This window comes from Mesorhizobium sp. CA16, from assembly GCF_020165175.1.
Taxonomy (GTDB): domain Bacteria; phylum Pseudomonadota; class Alphaproteobacteria; order Rhizobiales; family Rhizobiaceae; genus Mesorhizobium.
On the sequence record NZ_JAIUHP010000004.1, the window covers coordinates 277,755 to 299,395 of the forward strand.

Below are 21,641 nucleotides of genomic sequence, written 5' to 3' on the forward strand. Positions count from 1 at the left end.
ACAACGGACACCGAACGGATACAGACCGTCAATGCGTCCTGCGAAATGTCCGCCCTCGCGTCGGGACGTGATGGGGCCGGAGGCGGCGCCGATCGCCTCATCCTGGCATTCTCGCCGGCGCCGGAGCGCTGTATCGTTCTCGCCACCCGATGATTCCCGAGCATTGGACGAAGCCTTGATGCATGGCCTGACACCCATATTTTCCACCGTGACCGCCTCGTTCCTGGCCTCCTTCGTCGAAGTGGTTGAAGCCTTCACCATCGTGCTCGCCGTCGGCGTGACGCGCAGCTGGCGACCGGCGCTGACGGGTGCGGCGCTGGCGCTCGCCCTGCTGGCGGCGCTGGTGCTTGTTTTCGGACCGCTGCTGGCGCTCGTCCCCATCACCGTCCTGCAATTCGTGGTCGGCGTGCTTTTGATCCTGTTCGGCATGCGCTGGCTGAGAAAGGCGATCCTGCGCAGCGTCGGCGTCATCGCGCTGCATGACGAGGAGCAGGCCTTTTCCAAGGAGACGGCCGCCTTGCAGCGGCAGGCCGCCGACCGCCGCGCCGACTATCTGGCGGCCGTCGCATCGTTCAAGGCAGTGCTGCTCGAAGGCGTCGAGGTGGTGTTCATCGTCATCGCCGTCGGCGCCGCGCACGGGCAGACGCTCTATGCCGGCCTCGGCGCGCTGGCGGCCTTCGTGCTGGTGATGCTGATCGGCCTTGCCGTGCATCGTCCTTTAGCCCGCGTGCCCGAGAATGCGCTGAAATTCGTCGTCGGCCTGATGCTGACCAGCTTCGGCGTGTTCTGGACCGGCGAGGGCCTCGGCGCCGAGTGGCCGGGCGCCGACCTCGCTCTGCTCGCCATCTTCGCCGTCATTGCCGCCGCATCCTTCGCCATCGTGCGCTGGCTGCGCGGCGCCTACCCGGAACCCGCCGAAGGAGTTGCCCGATGATCCGTCTGGTCTTCAAGGAGCTCGTCGGCATGTTCGTCGACGACGGCAATCTCGCCCTGCTCGCGCTGATCCTGATCGCGCTGATCACCGCCGCGGTAAAGCTTCTGACGCTGCCGCCGCTCATCGGCGGCTTCCTGCTTCTCGCCGGCTGCCTGGCAATTCTCCTGCAGAGCACACGCCGCGCCGCGCGCGGCAGGGCGCGCTGACCGGGGTTTATTTTCCGCGAAATCAGCGCAACGCTGGAGACTGGCGGAAGCTTCACAACCTCGTCATCCACGGGCGGAGCGACGCGAAGCGGAGCGCAGACCCGAGGATCCATTCCGTGACCTTGGTCGAGGAAAGCAGCGGAGCAGAATTCTGCACCGTGGCAACGCCTCGATGTCACGGAATGGATTCTAAGGTCTGCGCGCGTCGCTTCGCTCCTTGCTCCGCCATAGAATGACGATCTGACAAGCGCGTCAGTCAATCTCCAACGTATGCCGCCTGCCAAGGCAGACAGAGCCGTCGGTCATTCTGTACCGGAAAACTAATAGACCGTGAAAAGCGTCGGCAGGTCGCCGCTGAGGCGCAAATACTCGACCGCCTCGATCACCGGAAACAAAGCCAGGAAATAGAGCCCGTCGCGGAACGTGTTCCGCAGCGCGCCGGTCGAAAACAGCCACTGCGCCTCGTCGCGGTAAAGCAGCGGATTCGGCCAGAAGGACGGCGTGCGTTCGGCATAGGCCGCGTAAGCCGCACCGAACTTGCCGGCAAGATACTCCGCCTCTTTGCGCGCGGTGAAGCGGAAGACGAGGAAGCTCGCCAGGCCGAGCATGAGGGCCGCCAGCAGCGAGCCGAACATCAGCCCGATGCCAGCCGTGCCGACCGTCGAGAAGAAATAGAGCGGGTTCCGGGTCATCGAGAACGGGCCGGACACGATCAGCTCGTCATTCTTCCTGCCGCCGACGAAGAGGATGCTCCACAGCCGGCCGAGGAAGCAGATCAGCACCATCGCGAAGCCGATCGTCTCCATGACTTCGTGACCGTCCGATCCCTCGGCCAACGCCGGCTTGCTGAACAGGAGCAGGATGACGGCAAGCACGGCGGCCAGCTGCACGACGATCAGGCGCTTATGCTGGTCGAACGCATTCGGCGTCGATTTGGGGGATGCCATTCTTCTCACCGCTCCGGCGCAGCCAGGGGGCGCCAAGGCTTGTCTATCTCTTCGCTGGCGGCATGACGAGGCTCGGCGGATGTTTTTGGCCAACCTTACGAATTTGTAAGAACGCGGACAGGCCGCGGTGAATTCGCCTGCCTAATTTGGGCGTCGCCGCCATACGGAATTCGAGGCGGCTCGAACGAACAGCGGATCGCGCCATGATCTCTCAAGCCGACAACCTCGCCCCCAACCGCGTCCCGGACGTCACCATCGATTTCTGGCTGGTCAAGATCATGGCGGTGACCATGGGCGAGACGGCGGCCGACTACCTCGCCGTGAAGCTCGGCCTCGGCCTAACCGTCACGTCCTTGATCATGGGCGGCATCCTCATCGTCGCGCTCGTCCTGCAATTCGCGCAGAAACGCTATGTACCTTGGGCCTATTGGCTCGCCGTCGTGCTGATCAGCGTCGTCGGCACCCTGGTCGCCGACAACCTCATCGACGATTTCGGCGTGCGGCTGGAGACGACGACCATCGTCTTCTCGGTCGCCCTCGCACTGACTTTCGCGGTCTGGTATGCCAGCGAAAGGACCCTCTCGATCCACACCATCTTCACCGCCAGGCGCGAGATCTTCTACTGGCTAGCGATCCTCTTCACCTTCTCGCTCGGCACGGCTGCCGGCGATCTGGTGGCCGAGCGCTTCGATATCGGCTATCTCGCTACCGGCCTCATCTTTGGCGGCGTGATCGCGGCGATCGCTTTTGCCTGGTTCTTCCTCGGCCTGAACAGCGTCCTCGCCTTCTGGCTTGCCTATATCCTGACCCGGCCGTTCGGCGCCTCCTTCGGCGACCTGCTCTCGCATCCGGTCGACTATGGCGGGCTGGGCTTCGGCGCCACCTTCACCAGCCTGATTTTCCTCGGCTGCATCGTGGCCATCGTTCTCCATATGACGCTGAGAAAACTGATCGACGAAGACGAGCTGGCGCTCCTCGACTAGAGCATGTCGCGATTGACCGTAAGCTGCAGCAGCGAGACTGGCTCGGTCCGGGAGGGCCGGCAGCGCAGCCCGCCCGCTATCCCCTTGCGCGCCGCTCAACGATGCGCTAGATACTGAACCAAATGGTTCAGTATTCGAAAGCCCGCCTCGATGTCTCGTTCGCCGCGCTCTCGGACGCCACACGGCGCGGCATTCTGGAGCAGCTTGGACGCGCGGAGGCCTCGATCACGGACCTTGCCGAGAAATTCCACATGACCCTCACAGGCATGAAGAAGCATATCGGCGTCTTGGAACAGGCGGGGCTCGTCACCACCCGGAAAGCCGGGCGGGTGCGGACCTGCACGCTCGGCCTGCGCGGATTGGAGGAAGAGGCGGCTTGGATCGAGAGCTACCGCCGGCTTTGGGACGCACGCTTCGAAGAGCTGGACAAAGTTGTCGAGGAACTGAAACGGAAGGAGGAAGTCGATGGAACGGAGTGAGCCTGCTCGCACGACGGTAGAACGGAGGTCCGACCGTGAGCTGGTCGTTACGCGAACCTTCGACGCCCCCGCACGCATCGTGTTCGAGGCGTGGACCAAGCCCGAACTGTTCAAGCGGTGGTGGGCGCCCAAGTCTATGGGCATGATCCTGCGTTCCTGCGAGATGGATGTTCGCGTCGGAGGCGGGTACCGTTTGGCGTTCGGCCATGATGCCTCGAACCCCGCCGAGTTCTTCGGCCGGTATATCGAAGTGGTGCCGTACTCGCGCCTCGCCTGGACCAATGACGAAGGCGGCGACGGTGGACCCGTCACCACGGTGACCTTCGAGGAAAAGGGTGGCAAGACGCTGCTGGTGATGCACGAGCTCTATCCCTCGAAGGAAGCTCTCGACGCTGCCGGCACCGGGGCGGCCGATGCGATGGGCGAGACGTTCGGGCAACTGGACGAGCTTCTTCTCACGCTGGGCGCGAGCGCGGGACGACCATGAGGTCGCTCTCGCCGCCGGCCGCCCGGTTCTTCGCCGCTGCCGTCGGCGGTCGCGACGGATATCGGCTGTCCCTCGCAAAAATGTGTAGCGGCACTCGGTCTGAAAGCTCGTAAAAACAAATGGTTGAGGTGGCAAGGACGGCACCGGACAATGCGACTTCTGCTTGTTGAAGACGATCCGAGAACCGCGGATTATATCGTCAGGGGACTGACCGAGGCCGGCCATGTCTGCGATCTCTTGCGCGACGGTCATGACGGGCTCTTCGCCGCTACCCGCAACGCCTATGACGTGATCGTCGCCGACCGCATGGTGCCCGGCCTCGACGGCCTGTCAATGATCAAGGCGGTGCGTGCCGCCGGCATCCGCACGCCGGCTATTTTCCTGACCTCGATCGGCGGCGTCGACGACCGGGTCGAAGGCCTCGAGGCCGGCGGCGACGACTATCTCGTCAAGCCCTTCGCCTTTTCCGAGCTGCTTGCCCGCATCCATGCGCTCGGCCGCCGGCCGGCGGCGCAGGAGCAGAAGACGGCTTTGCGTGTCGCCGACCTCGAAATGGACCTTATCCAGCGCCGCGTCACCAGGCAGGGCCAGCCGATCGACCTGCAGCCGCGCGAGTTCAGCCTGCTCGAAGTGCTGATGCGCGGCGAGGGCCGCGTCATCACCCGCACCATGCTGCTCGAGCGCGTCTGGGATTTTCATTTCGACCCCAAGACCAGTGTCGTCGAGACGCATATCAGCCGGCTCAGGGCCAAGGTCGACAGGCCCTTCGACGTGCCGTTGATCCACACCGTGCGCAACACCGGCTACAGCCTGCATGTCCCGGCCTGATCTTGCCTCCGCAATCGCGGGGCGGCCAACCGCTTCCGCGATCGCATGAGCGGGACGCGCTCCAGCCTGCTGCGCAGCACGCCGTTCCGGCTGGCGCTGACCTTCGCCTTCCTGTTCCTGCTGGCCTTCATCCTGTCGGGCGCGATCGTCTATCAGCTGATGAGCGCCTCGCTGGCCAGGCAGCTCGATCAATCGATCAAGGAGACCTATTCGCTCATCGCCGCGACCCATGCCGAGGGCGACGAGGAGGATCTCGTTTCAACCGTCAGGGACCATGCCCAGTTCAGCCAGGACAAGGACGAAATCTTTTCCCTCACCGATCGGAACGGCAACCGTCTCGCCGGGGATTTCACCGCCTCCAGCCTGCCGGACGGCTTTTCCATGTTCGCCGCCGACTTGCCGGGCGTGCCGCCCGATACCCAATATCGCGCCTATTCGGGCACGGTCGGCGGCAACAAGCTAACGGTCGCCTTCTCGCTTTCGGAAACCGAGGATCTGGAAAGGATCGTGTTGATGAGCTTCGGCTGGGCCACGCTCTTCATCACCGTCCTGGCGATCGGCGGCGGCGCGATGCTTGCCTCGCGCGTCCAGCGCCGCCTCGACGGCATCGCCAATACCATGGTCGATGTCTCGCATGGGCGCCTCGACGCGCGCATTCCGCTGACCGGCAATGGCGACGACATCGACGCCGTCTCCGCCCAGGTGAACGCGGCGCTCGAGCGCCTGTCGGCCCTGGTCGATGGCATGCGCGAAGTGAGCGCCAACATCGCCCACGATCTCAAGACGCCGCTCAACCGGCTGCAGATGATCCTGGAATCCGCCGCCGACAAGACGGTGTCGGGCGAGGATATCTCGACCGAGCTGAGCGACGCCCGCACCGAGAGCCAGCAGATCAACAGCACGTTCGACGCTTTGCTGCGCATCGCCCAGATCGAAGCCGGCGCCCGCAAGGCGCGCTTCGTCGATCTCGATGTCGGCCCGGTCGTCGAGACCATTGGCGAAGTCTATGCCGATGTCGCCGAGGACGACGGCAAGTCTCTGTCCACCGTGATCGTTCCGGATACAAAATGGTACGTGCACGGCGACCGCGATCTGCTCATGCAGATGCTGGCCAATCTGGTCGAGAACGCGCTCAGGCATTGCCCGCGGGGCACCGCGATCGAGCTCTCGGTGACCCGGGCAGGCAACCACGTCCTCATTCATGTCCGCGACAATGGCCCGGGCATTCCCGCCGAGGAGCGCGAAAAAGTGTTCCGCCGGCTCTATCGGCTCGATGCCAGCCGCACGACGCCCGGCAGCGGACTGGGCCTCAGCTTGGTCAAGGCGGTGGCCGACCTGCATGGCGCCGCCATCGTGCTCGAGGACCGCAATCCGGGTCTCGGCGTCACCGTCAGCTTTCCGGCCGTGGGAACTCCGGTGACGTCGTCATTCTAGGGCGGAGCAAGGAGCGGAGCGACGCGCGCAGACCCTAGAATCCATGCCATAACTTCTGCCGGGAAATGCAACGGTGCAGAAGATTCTGTACCCGCTGCAACGCCTTAACGTCACGGCATGGATTCTAGGGTCTACGCGGTACGCTTCGCTTCCCGCTCCGCCCTAGAATGACGATCGCGATGGGCGACGACGGGTGGGCGACCGTCGGCCATTTTTACCGCGCCCCGCCCGCCCGGCGGAAATCGGAGGGCGACATGCCGGCAAGCTTGCGGAACGATTTGTTGAAGGCGCTGAGCGAGCCGAAGCCTGAGTCCATGGCGACCCTCAACACATTGGCGTCCTCATGCATCAGCAGCGCCTGCGCGTAGCTCAACCGCAGCAGATTGACATATTCGTTGAGCGTCATGCCGGTCGATTTCTTGAACAGGCTCATTGCGTATTTGGGATGGATATCGGCGGCCGCGGCGATGGTCACGCAGTCGATGTCGTAGAGGAAATTCTCGGCGATGAAATCGCACATGCGCCCGACATTACGGGAGGACTGCTGGTCGAAGGCATTGCCGGCGCCTTGGCCAGCCACCCTTTCCGGAACCAGCCGGTAAGGCTCGAAGCGTACCCGCTCGAGCCGCAGCAGCAGCTCGTTGACGGCATGCTCGGCCCTCGCCGGATCGCCCGAGCGCGCATATTCGTTCCAGCGCTTGAAATTGTCGTTGTCCGACTGGTCGGTCGCATTGGTCACCAGCGTCGCGCCGGTCATCAGCCGATGGCGTATGTCGGCCGGCAGATGCAGGCGGAAGAAATGCACCAGCGGCAGATGCGCGCCGGCATAGATGGCGTCGTCGGAGAGGTCGTTCATCTGGTGCGGCAGGCCGCCCCAGAACAGGCACATCTCGCCGGCCGAAAGCGAAATCTCGTGCTCGGCCATGCGGTAATGCACGCGGCCCTGCACGATGAAATTCACCTCCACCTGGGCGTGCCAGTGCGGTTTCAGCATCACCAACGGGTGGTTGTAAAACATCTGCAGCATGAGCGGCAGTCCTTCGACGCTGCTCGCGCCAGGCTGGTAGAATGGACGCTCCGGCATCTTACTTTCCGCCAACTTCTTATTCCCTCTGACGGCGACAAGCCTTCCGCGCCGGATAGTCTAGCCACGCTCACAGTGAGAGAGCAAATGAAATGGGAGGATTTCAATGCGCACTACACTGACCTGCGCCGCGCTTATGCTTGCCCTGGGCTCCGGCCCGGCGCTGGCGCAGTCCGGCGAGATCACCATCTGGAGCTGGAACATCGCCGCCTCGTCATTGAAGGCGACGGTCGAGGGCTTCAACAAGAAATACCCCGACATCAAGGTCACGGTTCAGGATCTCGGCAACCAGCCCACCTATGACAAATCGATCGCCGGCTGCGCCGCCGGCGGCGTCGGCCTGCCCGATATCGTCTCGATCGAGAATGGCGAGGCGGAGAATTACTGGAGCCAGTTCCCGGACTGCTTCGTCGACCTGCACACGCTGGGTTACACGGCGGAAGACCAGAAGAAATTCCCCGACTTCAAGCGCACCGAGCTCGAAGTCGGCGACAAGGCCTATGCCATGCCCTGGGATTCCGGCCCGGTGGCCGTCTTCTACCGCCGCGACTTCTACGAGAAGGCAGGCGTCGACCCGGCCTCGATCAAGACCTGGGACGATTTCATCGCCGCCGGCAAGAAGATCCAGGACGCCAATCCGGGCGTATCGATGACCAATGCCGATTTCAACGGCGACACCGAATTCTTCCGCATGATCTCCAACGAGCAGGGCTGCGCCTATTTCGCCGAGGATGGCCAGTCGATCACCGTGGCCGAGCCGAAATGCGTCGACGCCATGACCAAGGTCAAGGAGATGAAGGACGCCGGCATCGTGTCGTCGGCCGACTGGTCGACCAAGATCACCAACAACACCGCCGGCACCGTCGCCAGCCAGGTCTATGGCGGCTGGTATGAAGGCACGATCCGCACCGAATCGCCGAAGGAGAGCGGCAAGTGGGGCGTCTACCTGATGCCGAGCCTGACCGCCGACGGCCCGCGCGCCGCCAATCTCGGCGGCTCGTCCTTGGCCATCACCTCGGCCTCGAAGAACAAGGAAGCGGCCTACGCCTATCTGAAATACACGCTCGAGACCAATGACGGCCAGATCACCATGCTGAAGGATTTCGGCCTGGTGCCGTCGCTGATCTCGGCGCTCGACGATCCTTACGTCTCGCAGCCGCAGCCCTATTGGGGCGGCCAGGCCGTGTGGAAAGATATCCTGGCCACGCTGCCCAAGGTGGTGCCGAGCCGCGGCACGCAATTCCAGAGCGACGCCGAGATCATCGTCCGCGCCGTGCAGACCAAATACCTGGCCAACGGCTATCCCGACGCCAAGGCCGCGCTCGACGACGCCGCCAAGCAGATCGCCGCCGCGACTGGCCTGCCGGTTAAATAGTGCGCTGCCTCCCCTTCTCCCCTTGTGGGAGAAGGTGGATTGGCGCGCAGCGCCAAGACGGATGAGGGGTGTTGGACGGATTGCCGTCGTTGCCAAGCTGGAACACCCCTCATCCGGCCGCTTCGCGGCCACCTTCTCCCACAAGGGGAGAAGGCAGAGACAGATGAAAGGAGGAAGCGAAATGCGCACCCAGAACGCCACCGCGTACCGCTTCCTCACGCCTTACCTTCTGATCTTCGCCATCTTCTGGATCTGGCCGATCATCTCTTCCTTCATCATCTCCTTCCAGGCGACGCGCACCGTGCCTTGGCGCTTCGCGCCGGCCTTCAATTGGGGCCGACTGATCGGCGACCCCGCCTTCTACAATGCGCTGAAGAACACGCTGCTGATCCTGGTCATCCAGGTGCCGGTGATGATTGCACTGGCGATCGTCATGGCGGTGCTTCTGAACTCGCCGCTGCTTAAAGCCCGCGGCCTCTACCGCTTCGCTTTCTTCGCCCCGGTTGTAGTCGGCGAGGTCGCCTATTCGGCCGTCTTCCGGCTGATGTTCAGCCTCGATTTCGGCATCGTCAACAAGCTCCTGGAGAGCGTCGGCATCTCAAAGATCGACTGGTTCTCCAACGTAACGCCGGCCATGGCGCTGATCATGATCGCGGTCACCTGGCGCTGGGCCGGCTACAACGCCATCATCATCCTCGCCGGCCTGCAGTCGATCCCGGAGGATGTCTATGAGGCGGCGACGCTCGACCGCGTCAGCAGGCTGAAGCAGTTCTTCCACATCACCTTGCCGCTGCTGAAGCCGGTCATCGTCTTTTGCGCCGTGCTGTCGATCATCGGCACCATGCAGCTCTTCACCGAGCCGTTCCTGATCACTGAGCGCGGCGGCCCGGGCGGCGGCACCGAGACGCTCGGCCTGCTGCTCTACCGCCAGGGCTTCCGCTCGCTCAATTTCGGCTACGCCTCGGCCGTCGCCTACACCATGGCCGGGCTCGCCATCGCCATCACCCTGGTGCAGCTCTGGCTGATGAGGGAGCCGAAATGACTTCGCGCTCGCAAGCAAGGCTGGGCCGCGTCATTGCGCTGCATCTTTTCCTGACGCCGCTGGCGCTGGTCTGGCTGTTCCCGCTGTGGATGATGGTGGTGTTCTCCACCATGCCGGACAACGGCATCTTCAGCCCCGGCATCGAGCTCCTGCCGCATGACAATTTCCTCGACAATGTCGCCAACCTGCAGCGCGACACCAACTTCATCGGCGCCATCGGCATCTCGGTCTCGGTAGCGGTGACCTACACGGTCCTTTCGGTGCTGCTCACCTCGATGGCCGGCTGGGCGCTGGCGCGCTACGAATTCCATGGCAAGGGCGCGGTCGTCGCCATCATCTTCGGCACCATCACGCTTCCCTATGCGGTGGTGCTCATCCCGCAATTCATCATGGTGGCGCGCGACTTCGCTTTGGCCAACACCTGGATCGCGCTGATCGTGCCGCCCCTGTTCAATTCGCTGGGGGTGCTCTTCATGCGCCAGGCTTTCTCGATGATGCCGGCCGAATTGTTCGACGCCGCCCGCGTCGAAGGCGTCAAGGAATGGCGCATCTTCCTGTTCGTGGCGCTGCCGCTGGCCCGCCCGATGCTGGCGGCGCTTGCGATCATCCTCTTCCTCGCCTCGTGGAACAATTATCTCTGGCCGCTGCTGATCAACAGCCAGCCGGGCGCGATGACCGCGCCGGTGGCGCTCGGCACGCTGATCGGTCTGACCAAGGTTTCGTGGGGCGGCATCATGGCCGGCGCCGTCATGCTGACGGTGCCGATGCTCGTCGTCTTCGTGCTGTTGCAGCGCCATTTCATCGCCGGCATCGCCGCCGGCGCGGTCAAATAGGAAGCGCGAGATGCCTCGCCGACTGGGACACAGAATGATGCAACCTAACTACATCTCGCTCTAACATGGCGGCCGTCACCCTCACCAATGTCGTCAAACGCTTCGGCATCTTCGAAGTCGTCCACGGCGCCAACATCGACATCGCCGACGGCGAGTTCGTCGTCTTCGTCGGCCCCTCCGGCTGCGGCAAGTCCACGCTGCTCAGGATGATCGCCGGGCTGGAGGACATCAGCGGCGGCGACATCGCCATCGGCGGCAAGGTTATGAACGATGTCGAGCCGGCCGACCGCGGCATCGCCATGGTGTTCCAGTCCTACGCGCTCTACCCGCATATGACGGTGGAGCAGAACCTCAGCTTCGGGCTGAGGATGAACGGCAACCCGAAGGCCGACACCGAGCGCCGGGTGAAGCGAGCGGCGGAAATCCTGCGCATCGACGAATTGATGCAGCGGCGGCCGAAGCAATTGTCGGGCGGCCAGCGCCAGCGTGTCGCCATCGGCCGCGCCATCGTGCGCGAGCCGCAGGTCTTCCTGTTCGACGAGCCGCTGTCCAATCTCGACGCCGAACTCAGGGTGCAGATGCGGGTCGAGATCTCGCGCCTGCACAAGGAGCTCGGCGTCACCATGATCTATGTGACGCACGACCAGACCGAGGCGATGACGCTGGCCGACCGCATCGTTGTGCTCAAAGCCGGCAATGTCGAGCAGATCGGCGCGCCGCTCGATCTCTATGACGACCCGGCCAACCGTTTCGTCGCCGGCTTCATCGGCTCGCCGAAGATGAATTTCCTCAGCGCCAAGGTCGTCGAGACGACGAACAGCGCCGCGATCATCGAGTTCGCCCATCACGGCGGCGCCCGGTTGCGCAAGCCGCTTTGCGAGACTTTTCCCGCCCTTGGCGCCGAGGTGGTGCTCGGCGTGAGGCCGGAGCATTTCTTCGAGGCCGGCAAGGGCGATTGCGACATCCCGGTCAAGGCCGATGTCGCCGAGCATCTGGGCTCGGTGAGCTATGTCTACGCCAATGCCGGACCGGAGGAGCTGATCGTCGAGCGCGAGGCTTCGCGCCAACGCGCCAGCGGCGACCATTTCACGGTCTCGATCAAGGCGGAACGGGCGCTGCTCTTCGACAAGGCGGGCGCAAGGATCCGCTGACCCGCAAATTATCTTTGCCGGCATGCCAGGCGTGGCGGCGACCATGGAGAATTCGACATGACATCTGGAAAAATCCGCTGGGGCATCCTCGGACCCGGCAGCATCGCCAAATCCTTTGCCGGCGGAGTGGCAGGGTCGCGCAACGGCGAGCTGGTCGCGCTCGGCGCCCGCAATCCCGCCAAGCCGGGCTTGGCGCAGAGCTTTCCGGGCGCGCGTATCCTCGACGGCTATGACGCGCTGCTCGCCGACAAGCAAGTCGATGCCGTCTATATTTCGATCCCGCATCCGGGCCATGCCGAATGGGCGATCAAGGCCGCCGAGGCGGGCAAGCATGTCTTGTGCGAGAAGCCGCTGGCGCTGACCGCCTTCGAGGCCGACGCCATGATGCATGCGGCGCGCAAGGCCGGCACCTTCCTCGGCGAGGCCTTCATGTACCGGCTGCACCCGCAGACGCTGCAATTGGACGAGCTGATCAAATCGGGCGCCATCGGCGAGATCCGCATGATCAAGTCGAGCTTCGGCTTCGCCATGCCGGGCTTCATGCCCGAACATCGGCTCTATGCCAACGACATGGCTGGCGGCGGCATCCTCGATGTCGGCGGCTATCCGGTGTCGATGGCGCGGCTGATCGCGGGCGCCGCCGCCGGGCAGCCTTTCCTCGAGCCGGACAAGGTTGTCGGCGCCGCCCATCTCGGCCAGTCCGGCGTCGACGAGTGGGCCTCGGCCCTGCTCACGTTCCCCAACGGCATCGTCGCCGAGATCTCCTGCAGCATCTCGCTCAACCAGGACAATGTGTTGCGCATCTTCGGCACCAAGGGTCAGATCGAGGTGCCCGATTTCTGGTTCGCCGGTGGCAACCGCGACGTCGGACCGGGCCGGATCGAGGTGATCCGGTCCGGGGCGGCTCGCGAGGTGATCAGCCTCGACGAGACCCGCCACCTTTATTCCTTCGAGGTCGATGCCGCCGGCGAGGCGATCCTGGCCGGACGGCAGGAGTTCGCCTGGCCGGGCATGGGCTGGGCCGACAGCCTCGGCACGCTGCGCGTTCTCGACAAGTGGCGCGCCGCGGTCGGGCTGGAATATGACATCGAAAAGCCGGCTAAGCGCGTCAACACCCTCTCCGGCCGCCCGCTGCGGACCGATGGCAAGGCAATCGGCAAGCGCGCCATTCCCGGCCTGCCGCGCGCAGTGTCGCTTCTGGCGCTCGGCTTCGAGGATTTCCGCACCTTCTCCTCCGGCTCGATCCTGCTCGACGCCTATTTCGAGGCCGGCGGCAATCTGTTCGACACCGGCTTCGTCTATGGCGCCGGCTACACCGAGACGCTGCTTGGCCAATGGCTCAGGAATCGCGGCGTGCGCGAGCAGTCGGTGATCATCGCCAAAGGCGCGCATTCGCCGCTCTGCTATCCCGATGTGATCGGCAAGCAGCTGGCGCAGTCGCTCGACCGGCTACAGACCGACCATGTCGACATCTATTTCATGCATCGCGACAATCCGGACGTGCCGGTCGGCGAATTCGTCGATGCGATGGATCGCGAGGCGAAAGCCGGCCGCATCCGCGGCCTGTTCGGCGGCTCCAACTGGACGATGGAGCGCATGGACGAGGCGATTGCCTATGCCGAAAAGAACGGTAAGCAGAAGCCCGGCGCGCTCTCCAACAATTTCTCGCTGGCCGAGATGCTGGAGCCGATCTGGCCCGGTTGCGTCACCTCTTCCACGGATGACTGGAAGGGCTGGCTGACGGCGAGGCAGATGCCGAACTTCGCCTGGTCGAGCCAGGGCCGCGGCTTCTTCACCGACCGCGCCGGCCGCGACCGGACCGACAATGAAGAGCTGGTGCGGGTCTGGTATTCGGAAAAGAATTTCGGTCGCCGCGACCGCGCCGTCGAATTGGCGCGCAAACTCGGCAAGAGCCCGATCCATGTCGCGCTCGCCTACGTGCTGGCGCAGCCCTTCCCCTCGGTCCCGCTGATCGGCCCGCGCACGCTGGACGAGCTGGAGGACAGTCTTAGGGCGCTGGATATCAAGCTGACGCCGGAGGATGTGGGGTGGCTGGATGAGGGGCCAGAGAGACGCAGGGCTTGATCGGAGCGAGGAAAAACAAACGCCTCATTCCTTCGCCCCTCTCTGCCCTGCCGGGCATCTCCCCCTCAAGGGGGGAGATCAGATGTCACGCCGGCTTTCGCCAATCACCAATGCTGCAGAAAAGGCGCCGGCGTCGAAGCTGCCAATCTCCCCCCTTGAGGGGGAGATGTCCGGCAGGACAGAGAGGGGGGCCTCGCGCCAACATCTCAGGCCCGCCTACCGATCCACCCGTGTCGACAGAATAATCGACGACGACGTCCGCTCTACCCCCTCCATTGCCCCGATCCGGTCGAGCAGCGCGTCAAGGTCGCGGATCGACGGCGCGTCGACGACGACGATCATGTCGAAATTGCCGCTCACCGAATGCACCGTACGGACCGGCGCCATCGCCGCGAGGCTGCGCACCACCTTGTCGGCGAGCTTCGGCGTCACGGTGAGCAGCACATGCGCCTTGACCAGCCCTTGCTCATAATCGGGCGACAGCCTGACCCCATAGCCGGTGATGATGCCGCGCTGCTCCAGCCGCTCGATGCGGCTCTGCACCGTGGTGCGCGACACGCCGAGCTGGCGCGCGAGCTCGGCGGTCGAGGCGCGGGCGTTGGCGCGCAACAAGGTAAGCAGGGCTTGTTCGGCTTCACTGATCATTTCGACGAAACCTTTCGGCAAATCGCTCAAACTTACGTTTCATATTGCCAGATTCTACCCTTCCTTTCGACAGGAAAGCTGCGAAGATTCCCGCCACATCGCAATCAGCATTGGCAGGGGAATTGATCATGAAGAACATCGTTGTCGTCGGCGCCGGCAAGATCGGCTCGACTATAGCTGAAATGCTGAACGCCACGGGCGACTACCGCGTCACGCTGGTCGACCGCTCGGCGGCTCAGCTTGCCGCCGCAGAACTGCCGGCCGGCGTCGCGACGCAGGAGCTCGACATCACTGCCTCGGGTGAGCTCGAAAAGGTGCTTGCCGGCAAATTCGCCGTGCTCAGCGCCGCGCCCTTCCACCTCACCACGCGCATCGCCGAGGCGGCCGCCGCCACTGGCGTGCATTATCTCGATCTCACCGAGGACGTCGTCTCGACGCGCCGCGTCAAGGAGCTGGCGCGTGACGCCAAAAGCGCCTTCATCCCACAATGCGGCCTAGCGCCGGGCTTCATCTCGATCGTCGCCAACGATCTCGCCAGCCGCTTCGACACGCTGGAAAGCGTGCGCATGCGCGTCGGCGCGTTGCCGCAATATCCGTCCAATGCGCTCAACTACAACCTCACCTGGAGCACCGACGGCGTCATCAACGAATATTGCGAGCCTTGCGAGGCGATCGTCGAGGGCGAGCTGATCGAAGTGCCGCCGCTGGAGGAGCGCGAGGAATTCTCGCTCGACGGCGTCACCTACGAAGCCTTCAACACCTCGGGCGGCCTGGGCACTTTGGCCGAGACGCTGAAGGGCAAGGTGCGCACGCTGAACTACCGCACCATCCGCTATCCCGGTCACGCCGCGATCATGAAGGCGCTGCTCAACGACCTTGGGCTCCGCCACCGCCGCGACGTGCTGAAGGACATCTTCGAAAGCGCCCTGCCGGCGACGCTGCAGGACGTGGTCATCGTCTTCGTCACCGTTTCGGGTCGCCGCAACGGTCGCCTGCTGCAGGAGACCTACGCCAACAAGATCTATTCGCAGCGCATCGGCAACATCGTGCGCAGCGCCATCCAGATCACCACCGCATCCGGCATCTGTGCCGTGCTCGACATGCTGGCCGACGGCAGCCTGCCGGCCAAGGGTTTCGTGCGCCAGGAAGACATCGCCCTCGACGCCTTCCTCGCCAACCGCTTCGGCCGCGCCTACGCCCAGCACGAGATGGTAAGCCGGCTGGCGAGCTGAGGGGCGCCGGCTCCCCTTCCCCCCTTGTGGGGGAAGGTGTCGCCGAAGGCGACGGATGAGGGGTGCTCCAGGCAAAGCCAGCGTCTCACTTCGCTGGAACACCCCTCATCCGTCTCGGCGCTGCGCGCCGATCCACCTTCTCCCACAGGGGGAGAAGGAAGAAGCGCTCAAACATGCAGCGCGTGGCCCAGGGCCTTCAGCGCCGCTTCCTGGAATCCCTCGCCCTGCGTCGGATGTGCATGGATCGTGCCGGCGATGTCCTCCAGGCGAGCGCCCATCTCCAACGCCAGGCCAAATGCCGCTGATAGTTCCGACACGCCCTGCCCGACCGCCTGGATGCCCAGCACCAGATGGTTGTCGGCACGCGCCACGACCCGCACGAAACCGTCCTCGCCCTGTTTGGTCATCGCGCGGCCGTTGGCGGCGAAGGGGAACTGGCCGATCTTGATCTCGCCGGCGAGCGCCTTCGCTTCTTCGGGCGACAGCCCGGCGGTGACCAGCTCCGGATCGGTGAAGCAGATCGCCGGAATGGCGCGCTTGTCCCAGCTTCTTTTGTGGCCGGCGACGATCTCGGCCACCATCTCGCCCTGCGCCATGGCGCGGTGCGCCAGCATCGGCTCGCCGGTGACGTCGCCGATGGCAAAAATGCCGCGCATCGAGGTGCGGCACTGGTCATCGATGCGGATGAATTTTCCTGCCATGTCGAGGTCGATCTGCTCCAAGCCCCAGCCCTCGGTCAGCGGCTTGCGGCCGACCGTGACCAGGATCCTGTCGGCGGCGATCTTGGCGTTCTTGCCCTCGGCGGTTTCGACCAGCAGCGCATCGCCCTTGGTCGACAATCCCTTTGCCTTGACGCCCAGCATCACCTCGACGCCCAGCTCTGCGAGCCGCTTAAGCACCGGTCGGGTGAGTTCCGCATCATATTGCGTGAGCACGCGCGGCAGGGCTTCGACCACGGTGATCTTGGCGCCCATCTTGGCGAAGGCCATGCCAAGCTCCAACCCGATATAGCCGCCGCCGACGACCGCGAGCTTCTCCGGCACTTCGCTCAGCGCCAGCGCCTCGGTGGACGAGATGACCGGGCCGCCGAAACGCAGGAACGGCAATTCGACCGGCGCCGAGCCGGTGGCGATCACCACGGTCTCCGCGTGAATGACCTGCGTGCCGGTCTCGGTCTCGACTTCGACGGTCTTGCCGTCCCGAAACGTCGCCCAGCCTTGTACGGTTTTCACCCTGGCCTTCTTCAACAGGCCGGCCACGCCGCTGTTGAGCCGGCTAACGATGCCGTCTTTCCATGCTATTGTCTTGGTCAGGTCGAGCGTCGGCGCACCGACCTTGATGCCCAGCGGATCCTTGCCGCGGGCCATATGCGCGATCTTCCCGAACTCTTCCGCGGCATGGATCAGCGCCTTCGACGGGATGCAGCCGACATTGAGGCAGGTGCCGCCCGGCTTGCCGAACTCGACGATGACGGTGTCGACGCCGAGCTGGCCGGCCCGGATGGCGCAGACATAGCCGCCCGGCCCGGCGCCGATGACGAGCAGCTTGCAGGAGATTTCTTTCATGGGATCACGCTCTTCCTGATGGCGGAGGCGGCGACGCGCCTTTTCCTTCTCCCCTTGTGGGAGAAGGTGGATCGGCGCGACAGCGCCGAGACGGATGAGGGGTGTTCCAGGGAAAGCCAACGTCTCACTCCGCTGGAGCACCCCTCATCCGTCGCCTTCGGCGACACCTTCTCCCACAAGGGGAGAAGGGGGAGCGCGCATTTCGGCGCCGCGATGTTCGAGACCGACCCCATCTCCCTCAATCCACGAAGATCAGCGCCGGCGTCTCCAGCAGCGCCTTGATGCGCTGCACGAAAACCGCGGCATCCCAGCCGTCGATGACGCGATGGTCGAAGCTTGACGACAGGTTCATCATCTTGCGCGGGATGAACTGCGTGCCGTCCCACACCGGCCGCACCATCATCTTGTTGACGCCGACGATCGCCACTTCCGGGTAGTTGATGACCGGCGTCGTCGCCACGCCGCCCATGGCGCCGAGCGAGGTGATGGTGATGGTCGAGCCGGAAAGCTCATCGCGGCTCGCGGTGCCGGCCTTCGCCGCATCGGCCAGCCGGTTGACTTCCGCAGCGCAATCCCACAGGTCGCGCGCCTCGGCATGTTTCACCACCGGCACCACCAGCCCGTTCGGCGTCTGCGCGGCGATGCCGATATGGATGCCTTCATGCTGGTGGATGATGCCGGCATCGTCGTCGAACAAGGCGTTAAGGTTCGGCTGCTCGCCAATCGCCTTGACCATCGCCCGCATCAGGAAAGGCAGCAGCGTCAGCTTGGGACGATCGGCACGCTTCTCCCTGTTGAGGGTGGCGCGCAGCTCCTCCAGCGCGGTGACGTCGATCTCCTCGACATAAGTGATATGCGGGATGCGCGATTTCGCCAGCGACATCTTTTCGGCGATCTTGCGCCGGAGCCCAACGACCTTGATGTCCTCGACGCCGTCTTTGCGGGCAAGCCCGGTCGCGCGGGCGACTTGCGGGCCGCGCGCGAGGAATGCGTCGATGTCCTCATGGCTGATGCGCCCGGCCGGACCGCTGCCCGCAACCTGGCGCAGATCGATGCCGGCGTCCTTGGCGCGCAGGCGGACGGCCGGCGAGGCAAGCGGCTTCTCGCCTTCCGCGCGCGGCGCGCCCGAAAGGCTGGGCATGGCGCGATCCTTCTTAACGCCGTCATCCTCGGGCTTGTCCCGAGGATCTGCCGACCTGCGTGGATGCGACGCCAGTTCCGGCGAACCAGCGGATCCTCGGGACAAGCCCGAGGATGACGGCGCTGCGTTTTGCGCAGGGGGAAGACGATCGCCATGGCTCGCTCCAGCGGGGATGCCGTCGGCACCACTCTCGCCTGGCGAGGTGTTTTTCACATTGCCTTCGCCGGCCACCTTCAGCCGCACGATCGGCGAGCCGATCGCCACCGTGTCGCCGATCTCGGCGCCGAGCCACAGTATCTCGCCATCGACCGGCGAGGGGATCTCGACGGTTGCCTTGTCGGTCATGACGGCGGCGAGAACCGTGTCCTCGCGCACGAGGTCGCCGACCTTGACGTGCCACTCGACAAGCTCGGCCTCGGCGACGCCTTCGCCGACATCGGGCAGCTTGATGACGTGCTCGCCCATCTCAGGCCTCCCCCACTCTAAGCTTCCAATGTTTCGACGAGCGCGCGCCCGACCCGCGCCGGACCGGGGAAATAATCCCATTCCTGCGCATGCGGATAGGGCGTGTCCCAGCCGGCGACCCGCGCCACCGGCGCTTCCAGATGGTAGAAGCAGTTCTCCTGCACGAGCGCCACCAGCTCGGCGCCGAAGCCGGAGGTGAGCGTCGCCTCGTGTACGACGACGCAGCGGCCGGTCTTCTTCACCGAGGCGACGATCGCCTCGAGGTCGAGCGGCAGCAGCGTCCTGAGATCGATCACTTCGGCGTCGATGCCGGTCTCCTCGGCCGCGGCTTGGGCAACATAGACCATCGTGCCATAGGCAAGCACCGTCACCGCCGATCCCGGCCTGCGGATCGCCGCCTTGCCGAGCGGGATCGTGTAATGGCCGTCCGCGACCTCGCCCAGCTCATGCTTCGACCATGGCGTCACCGGCTTGTCGTGATGCCCGTCGAACGGGCCGTTATAGAGCCGCTTCGGCTCGAGGAAAATCACCGGGTCCGGATCCTCGATCGCCGCGATCAGCAACCCCTTGGCGTCATGCGGGTTGGAGGGCACGATCACCTTCAGGCCCGAGACATGGGTGAACAGCGCTTCCGGGCTCTGGCTGTGCGTCTGGCCGCCGAAGATGCCGCCGCCGGTCGGCATGCGCACCACGATCGGGCAGGTGAAATCGCCGTTGGAGCGATAGCGCAGCCGCGCCGCCTCCGACACGATCTGATCGTAAGCCGGATAAACATAATCGGCGAATTGCACCTCGACGCAGGGCTTCAGCCCATAGGCAGCCATGCCGATAGCCGAGCCGACGATGCCGGATTCGCTGATCGGCGCGTCGAAGCAGCGGCTCTTGCCGTATTTGGCCTGCAGGCCCTGCGTGGCGCGGAAGACGCCGCCGAAGAAGCCGACATCCTCGCCATAGACGATGACTTGGCTGTCGCGCCCCATCGACACGTCCATGGCGTCACGGATCGCCTCGATCATCGTGCGTCTCGGCATGGTCAGACCCCCGCCTGCTGGCGCTGGCGCCTGAGATGCGGCGGCATCTCGGCATAGACGCCCTCGAACATGTCGCGCGTCGACGGCTTGCCACCGGCATGCAGCGTGCCGTGGCTTTCGGCCTCCTTCTGCGCCGCGATCACCGTTTCGAGGATCTCGGCCTCCGCCTGGGTGTGTCGCTCCTCCGACCAGACTTCCTTGTGGATGAGGTGGTTCTTCAACCGGATCACCGGATCGCCGAGCGGCCAGGCATCGGATTCCGCCTTCGGCCGGTAGGCAGACGGATCGTCCGAGCTCGAATGCGCGCCGGCGCGGTAGGTGACGTATTCGACCAGCGTCGGCCCGAGATTGGCGCGCGCCCGCTCCGCCGCCCATTTGGCCACCGCATGCACGGCGAGATAGTCGTTGCCGTCGACGCGCAGCGAAGGAATCCCGAAGCCGAGCCCGCGCGCGGCGAACGTGCCGGAGCCGCCGCGCGCGATGCCCTGGAAGGTCGAGATCGCCCACTGGTTGTTGACGACGTTGAGCACGACAGGCGCCTTGTAGGTGGAAGCAAACACCAGCGCCGCATGGAAATCGGACTCCGCCGTCGAGCCGTCGCCGATCCACGCTGCCGCAATCTTGGAATCATTGGAGATCGCCGAGGCCATCGCCCAGCCGACCGCCTGGATATATTGCGTCGCCAGATTGCCGGAGATCGAGAAGAAGCCGTGCTCCTTCGACGAATACATGATCGGCAGCTGCCGGCCCTTCAGCGGATCGGCTTCGTTGGAATAGATCTGGTTCATCATGGTGACCATCGGATAGCCGTCCGCAATCAAAAGGCCGGCCTGCCGATAGGTCGGGAAGTTCATGTCGCCCGGCTTGAGCGCCTTGCGGAAAGCGCAGCTCACCGCCTCTTCGCCCAGATGCTGCATGTAGAAGGAGGTCTTGCCCTGGCGCTGCGCCATCTGCATGCGCGCATCGAAGGTCCTGAGCGTCATCATATGGCGCAGGCCTTCGAGCAGCTCCTCGTCGCTGAGCAGCCCGGCCCACGGCCCGACCGCTTCGCCGGCGCGGTTCAGCACCCGGATGATGGAAAAAGCCATGTCGCGGATGCTGCGCGGATCGACCTCGATCTCCGGACGCGGCACCGAGCCCGCCTTGGGAATGGTCACATTCGAGAAATCCGGCGTGCCGCCGGGCCGAACCTCTGGCTCGGGCACATGGAAGCGCAACAATCCAGCGTCGGCCATGAGCTCACATCCTCCAATGTTGCCGGTGCGATATTTGCACATCCGCGCCGCCAGACCAGTGCCAATTCGCCGGACCTCGCCACGGCCTTCCTCCCGGTCGTCGGCCCCGCGGAACCGATGCGGCACAGATGCCAAGATGCAGATATGGCGGCGAAATTTCTTGTCGATGTTTTTGCCCGCCGCGCAATTTGGCGGAAGTTTGCGGGGCGATTGCCGCCAGAAAATGCGATTGGGAGGGGGAGCCGGGCGCGGCCTTCCCCTTCTCCCCTTGTGGGAGAAGGGGTCGCCGAAGGCGACGGATGAGGGGTGTTCCAGATGCCACCAGCGTCTCACTCCGCTGGAACACCCCTCATCCGTCTCGGCGCTGTCGCGCCGATCCACCTTCTCCCACAAGGGGAGAAGGTAAGGACGCTGGCACCTCCTTCTCCGTTCACTCGGCCCCCGCCCCGTGCTAATTCA

20 protein-coding genes are annotated in these 21,641 nt (G+C 64.4%); 13 read left to right on the forward strand and 7 right to left on the reverse strand.

Annotated elements, in window-relative coordinates; translation table 11 throughout:
• The first annotated feature begins 178 nt into the window (after positions 1-178).
• Together LB525_RS09035 and LB525_RS09040 are read left to right on the forward strand one after the other, a co-directional pair.
• Positions 179-934, forward strand: a complete 756-nt coding sequence (locus LB525_RS09035) for a COG4280 domain-containing protein (RefSeq protein WP_224544360.1) — start codon at positions 179-181, stop codon at positions 932-934.
• Entirely contained in the window at positions 931-1,140 is a 210-nt protein-coding gene (locus tag LB525_RS09040) for a hypothetical protein (protein WP_224544361.1), read from the forward strand. Before LB525_RS09035 ends, LB525_RS09040 begins: the two co-directional genes overlap by 4 nt.
• 320 nt (positions 1,141-1,460) lie before the next feature.
• On the opposite strand, the gene LB525_RS09045 is transcribed toward LB525_RS09040, so the two are convergent.
• A complete protein-coding gene (locus tag LB525_RS09045) occupies positions 1,461-2,087 on the reverse strand; it encodes a methyltransferase family protein (RefSeq protein ID WP_224544362.1) in 627 nt (208 codons plus the stop codon).
• Between the two features lie 203 nt (positions 2,088-2,290).
• On the opposite strand from LB525_RS09045, the gene LB525_RS09050 reads away from it, so the two are divergent.
• From LB525_RS09050 to LB525_RS09070, 5 genes are all read left to right on the forward strand, one after another.
• Complete coding sequence (locus LB525_RS09050) at positions 2,291-3,070, forward strand: hypothetical protein (RefSeq protein ID WP_224544363.1); 780 nt, start codon at positions 2,291-2,293, stop codon at positions 3,068-3,070.
• A 122-nt stretch (positions 3,071-3,192) separates the two neighbouring features.
• A complete protein-coding gene (locus LB525_RS09055) occupies positions 3,193-3,549 on the forward strand; it encodes an ArsR/SmtB family transcription factor (protein WP_224544364.1) in 357 nt (118 codons plus the stop codon).
• Positions 3,536-4,036, forward strand: a complete 501-nt coding sequence (locus tag LB525_RS09060; protein WP_224532519.1) for an SRPBCC domain-containing protein — start codon at positions 3,536-3,538, stop codon at positions 4,034-4,036. Before LB525_RS09055 ends, LB525_RS09060 begins: the two co-directional genes overlap by 14 nt.
• A 150-nt stretch (positions 4,037-4,186) precedes the next feature.
• Positions 4,187-4,864, forward strand: coding sequence for a winged helix-turn-helix domain-containing protein (locus LB525_RS09065; protein ID WP_140683150.1), 678 nt, complete (start codon positions 4,187-4,189; stop codon positions 4,862-4,864).
• Between the two features lie 45 nt (positions 4,865-4,909).
• Positions 4,910-6,298, forward strand: a complete 1,389-nt coding sequence (locus LB525_RS09070) for a sensor histidine kinase (protein WP_224544365.1) — start codon at positions 4,910-4,912, stop codon at positions 6,296-6,298.
• A gap of 214 nt (positions 6,299-6,512) precedes the next feature.
• On the opposite strand, the gene LB525_RS09075 is transcribed toward LB525_RS09070, so the two are convergent.
• Positions 6,513-7,382: a helix-turn-helix domain-containing protein gene (locus tag LB525_RS09075; RefSeq protein ID WP_224544366.1), complete on the reverse strand. Its 870-nt coding sequence runs from the start codon at positions 7,380-7,382 to the stop codon at positions 6,513-6,515.
• Positions 7,383-7,488: 106 nt separating this feature from the next.
• On the opposite strand from LB525_RS09075, the gene LB525_RS09080 reads away from it, so the two are divergent.
• The 5 genes from LB525_RS09080 (at position 7,489) to LB525_RS09100 (ending at position 13,868) form a co-directional block, all read left to right on the forward strand.
• On the forward strand, positions 7,489-8,757 hold the full coding sequence (locus LB525_RS09080; protein WP_224532413.1) for an ABC transporter substrate-binding protein: 1,269 nt from the start codon (positions 7,489-7,491) through the stop codon (positions 8,755-8,757).
• A gap of 181 nt (positions 8,758-8,938) precedes the next feature.
• On the forward strand, positions 8,939-9,799 hold the full coding sequence (locus tag LB525_RS09085) for a carbohydrate ABC transporter permease (RefSeq protein WP_224544367.1): 861 nt from the start codon (positions 8,939-8,941) through the stop codon (positions 9,797-9,799).
• Positions 9,796-10,632, forward strand: coding sequence for a carbohydrate ABC transporter permease (locus LB525_RS09090; RefSeq protein ID WP_224544368.1), 837 nt, complete (start codon positions 9,796-9,798; stop codon positions 10,630-10,632). Before LB525_RS09085 ends, LB525_RS09090 begins: the two co-directional genes overlap by 4 nt.
• Positions 10,633-10,697: 65 nt before the next feature.
• A complete protein-coding gene (locus tag LB525_RS09095) occupies positions 10,698-11,783 on the forward strand; it encodes an ABC transporter ATP-binding protein (RefSeq protein ID WP_224544369.1) in 1,086 nt (361 codons plus the stop codon).
• A gap of 57 nt (positions 11,784-11,840) precedes the next feature.
• Entirely contained in the window at positions 11,841-13,868 is a 2,028-nt protein-coding gene (locus LB525_RS09100) for an aldo/keto reductase (RefSeq protein ID WP_224544370.1), read from the forward strand.
• Between the two features lie 216 nt (positions 13,869-14,084).
• Here LB525_RS09100 and LB525_RS09105 read toward each other — a convergent pair whose 3' ends face one another.
• Positions 14,085-14,513 (reverse strand): Lrp/AsnC family transcriptional regulator, encoded by a 429-nt coding sequence (locus tag LB525_RS09105; protein WP_224544371.1) that lies wholly within the window; start codon positions 14,511-14,513, stop codon positions 14,085-14,087.
• A 128-nt stretch (positions 14,514-14,641) separates the two neighbouring features.
• Here LB525_RS09105 and LB525_RS09110 point away from each other — a divergent pair, with 128 nt between their 5' ends.
• Positions 14,642-15,745, forward strand: a complete 1,104-nt coding sequence (locus tag LB525_RS09110) for a saccharopine dehydrogenase family protein (RefSeq protein ID WP_224544372.1) — start codon at positions 14,642-14,644, stop codon at positions 15,743-15,745.
• A 167-nt stretch (positions 15,746-15,912) separates the two neighbouring features.
• On the opposite strand, the gene lpdA is transcribed toward LB525_RS09110, so the two are convergent.
• The 4 genes from lpdA to LB525_RS09130 all read right to left on the reverse strand — a co-directional run bounded on the left by lpdA (position 15,913) and on the right by LB525_RS09130 (position 21,182).
• Positions 15,913-17,310: a dihydrolipoyl dehydrogenase gene (gene lpdA, locus LB525_RS09115; protein WP_224544373.1), complete on the reverse strand. Its 1,398-nt coding sequence runs from the start codon at positions 17,308-17,310 to the stop codon at positions 15,913-15,915.
• Between the two features lie 238 nt (positions 17,311-17,548).
• Positions 17,549-18,916 (reverse strand): dihydrolipoamide acetyltransferase family protein, encoded by a 1,368-nt coding sequence (locus LB525_RS09120; protein ID WP_224544374.1) that lies wholly within the window; start codon positions 18,914-18,916, stop codon positions 17,549-17,551.
• A 17-nt stretch (positions 18,917-18,933) separates the two neighbouring features.
• Positions 18,934-19,947: an alpha-ketoacid dehydrogenase subunit beta gene (locus tag LB525_RS09125; protein ID WP_224544375.1), complete on the reverse strand. Its 1,014-nt coding sequence runs from the start codon at positions 19,945-19,947 to the stop codon at positions 18,934-18,936.
• A gap of 2 nt (positions 19,948-19,949) precedes the next feature.
• Positions 19,950-21,182, reverse strand: a complete 1,233-nt coding sequence (locus tag LB525_RS09130; protein WP_224544376.1) for a 3-methyl-2-oxobutanoate dehydrogenase (2-methylpropanoyl-transferring) subunit alpha — start codon at positions 21,180-21,182, stop codon at positions 19,950-19,952.
• Positions 21,183-21,641 lie beyond the last annotated feature (459 nt).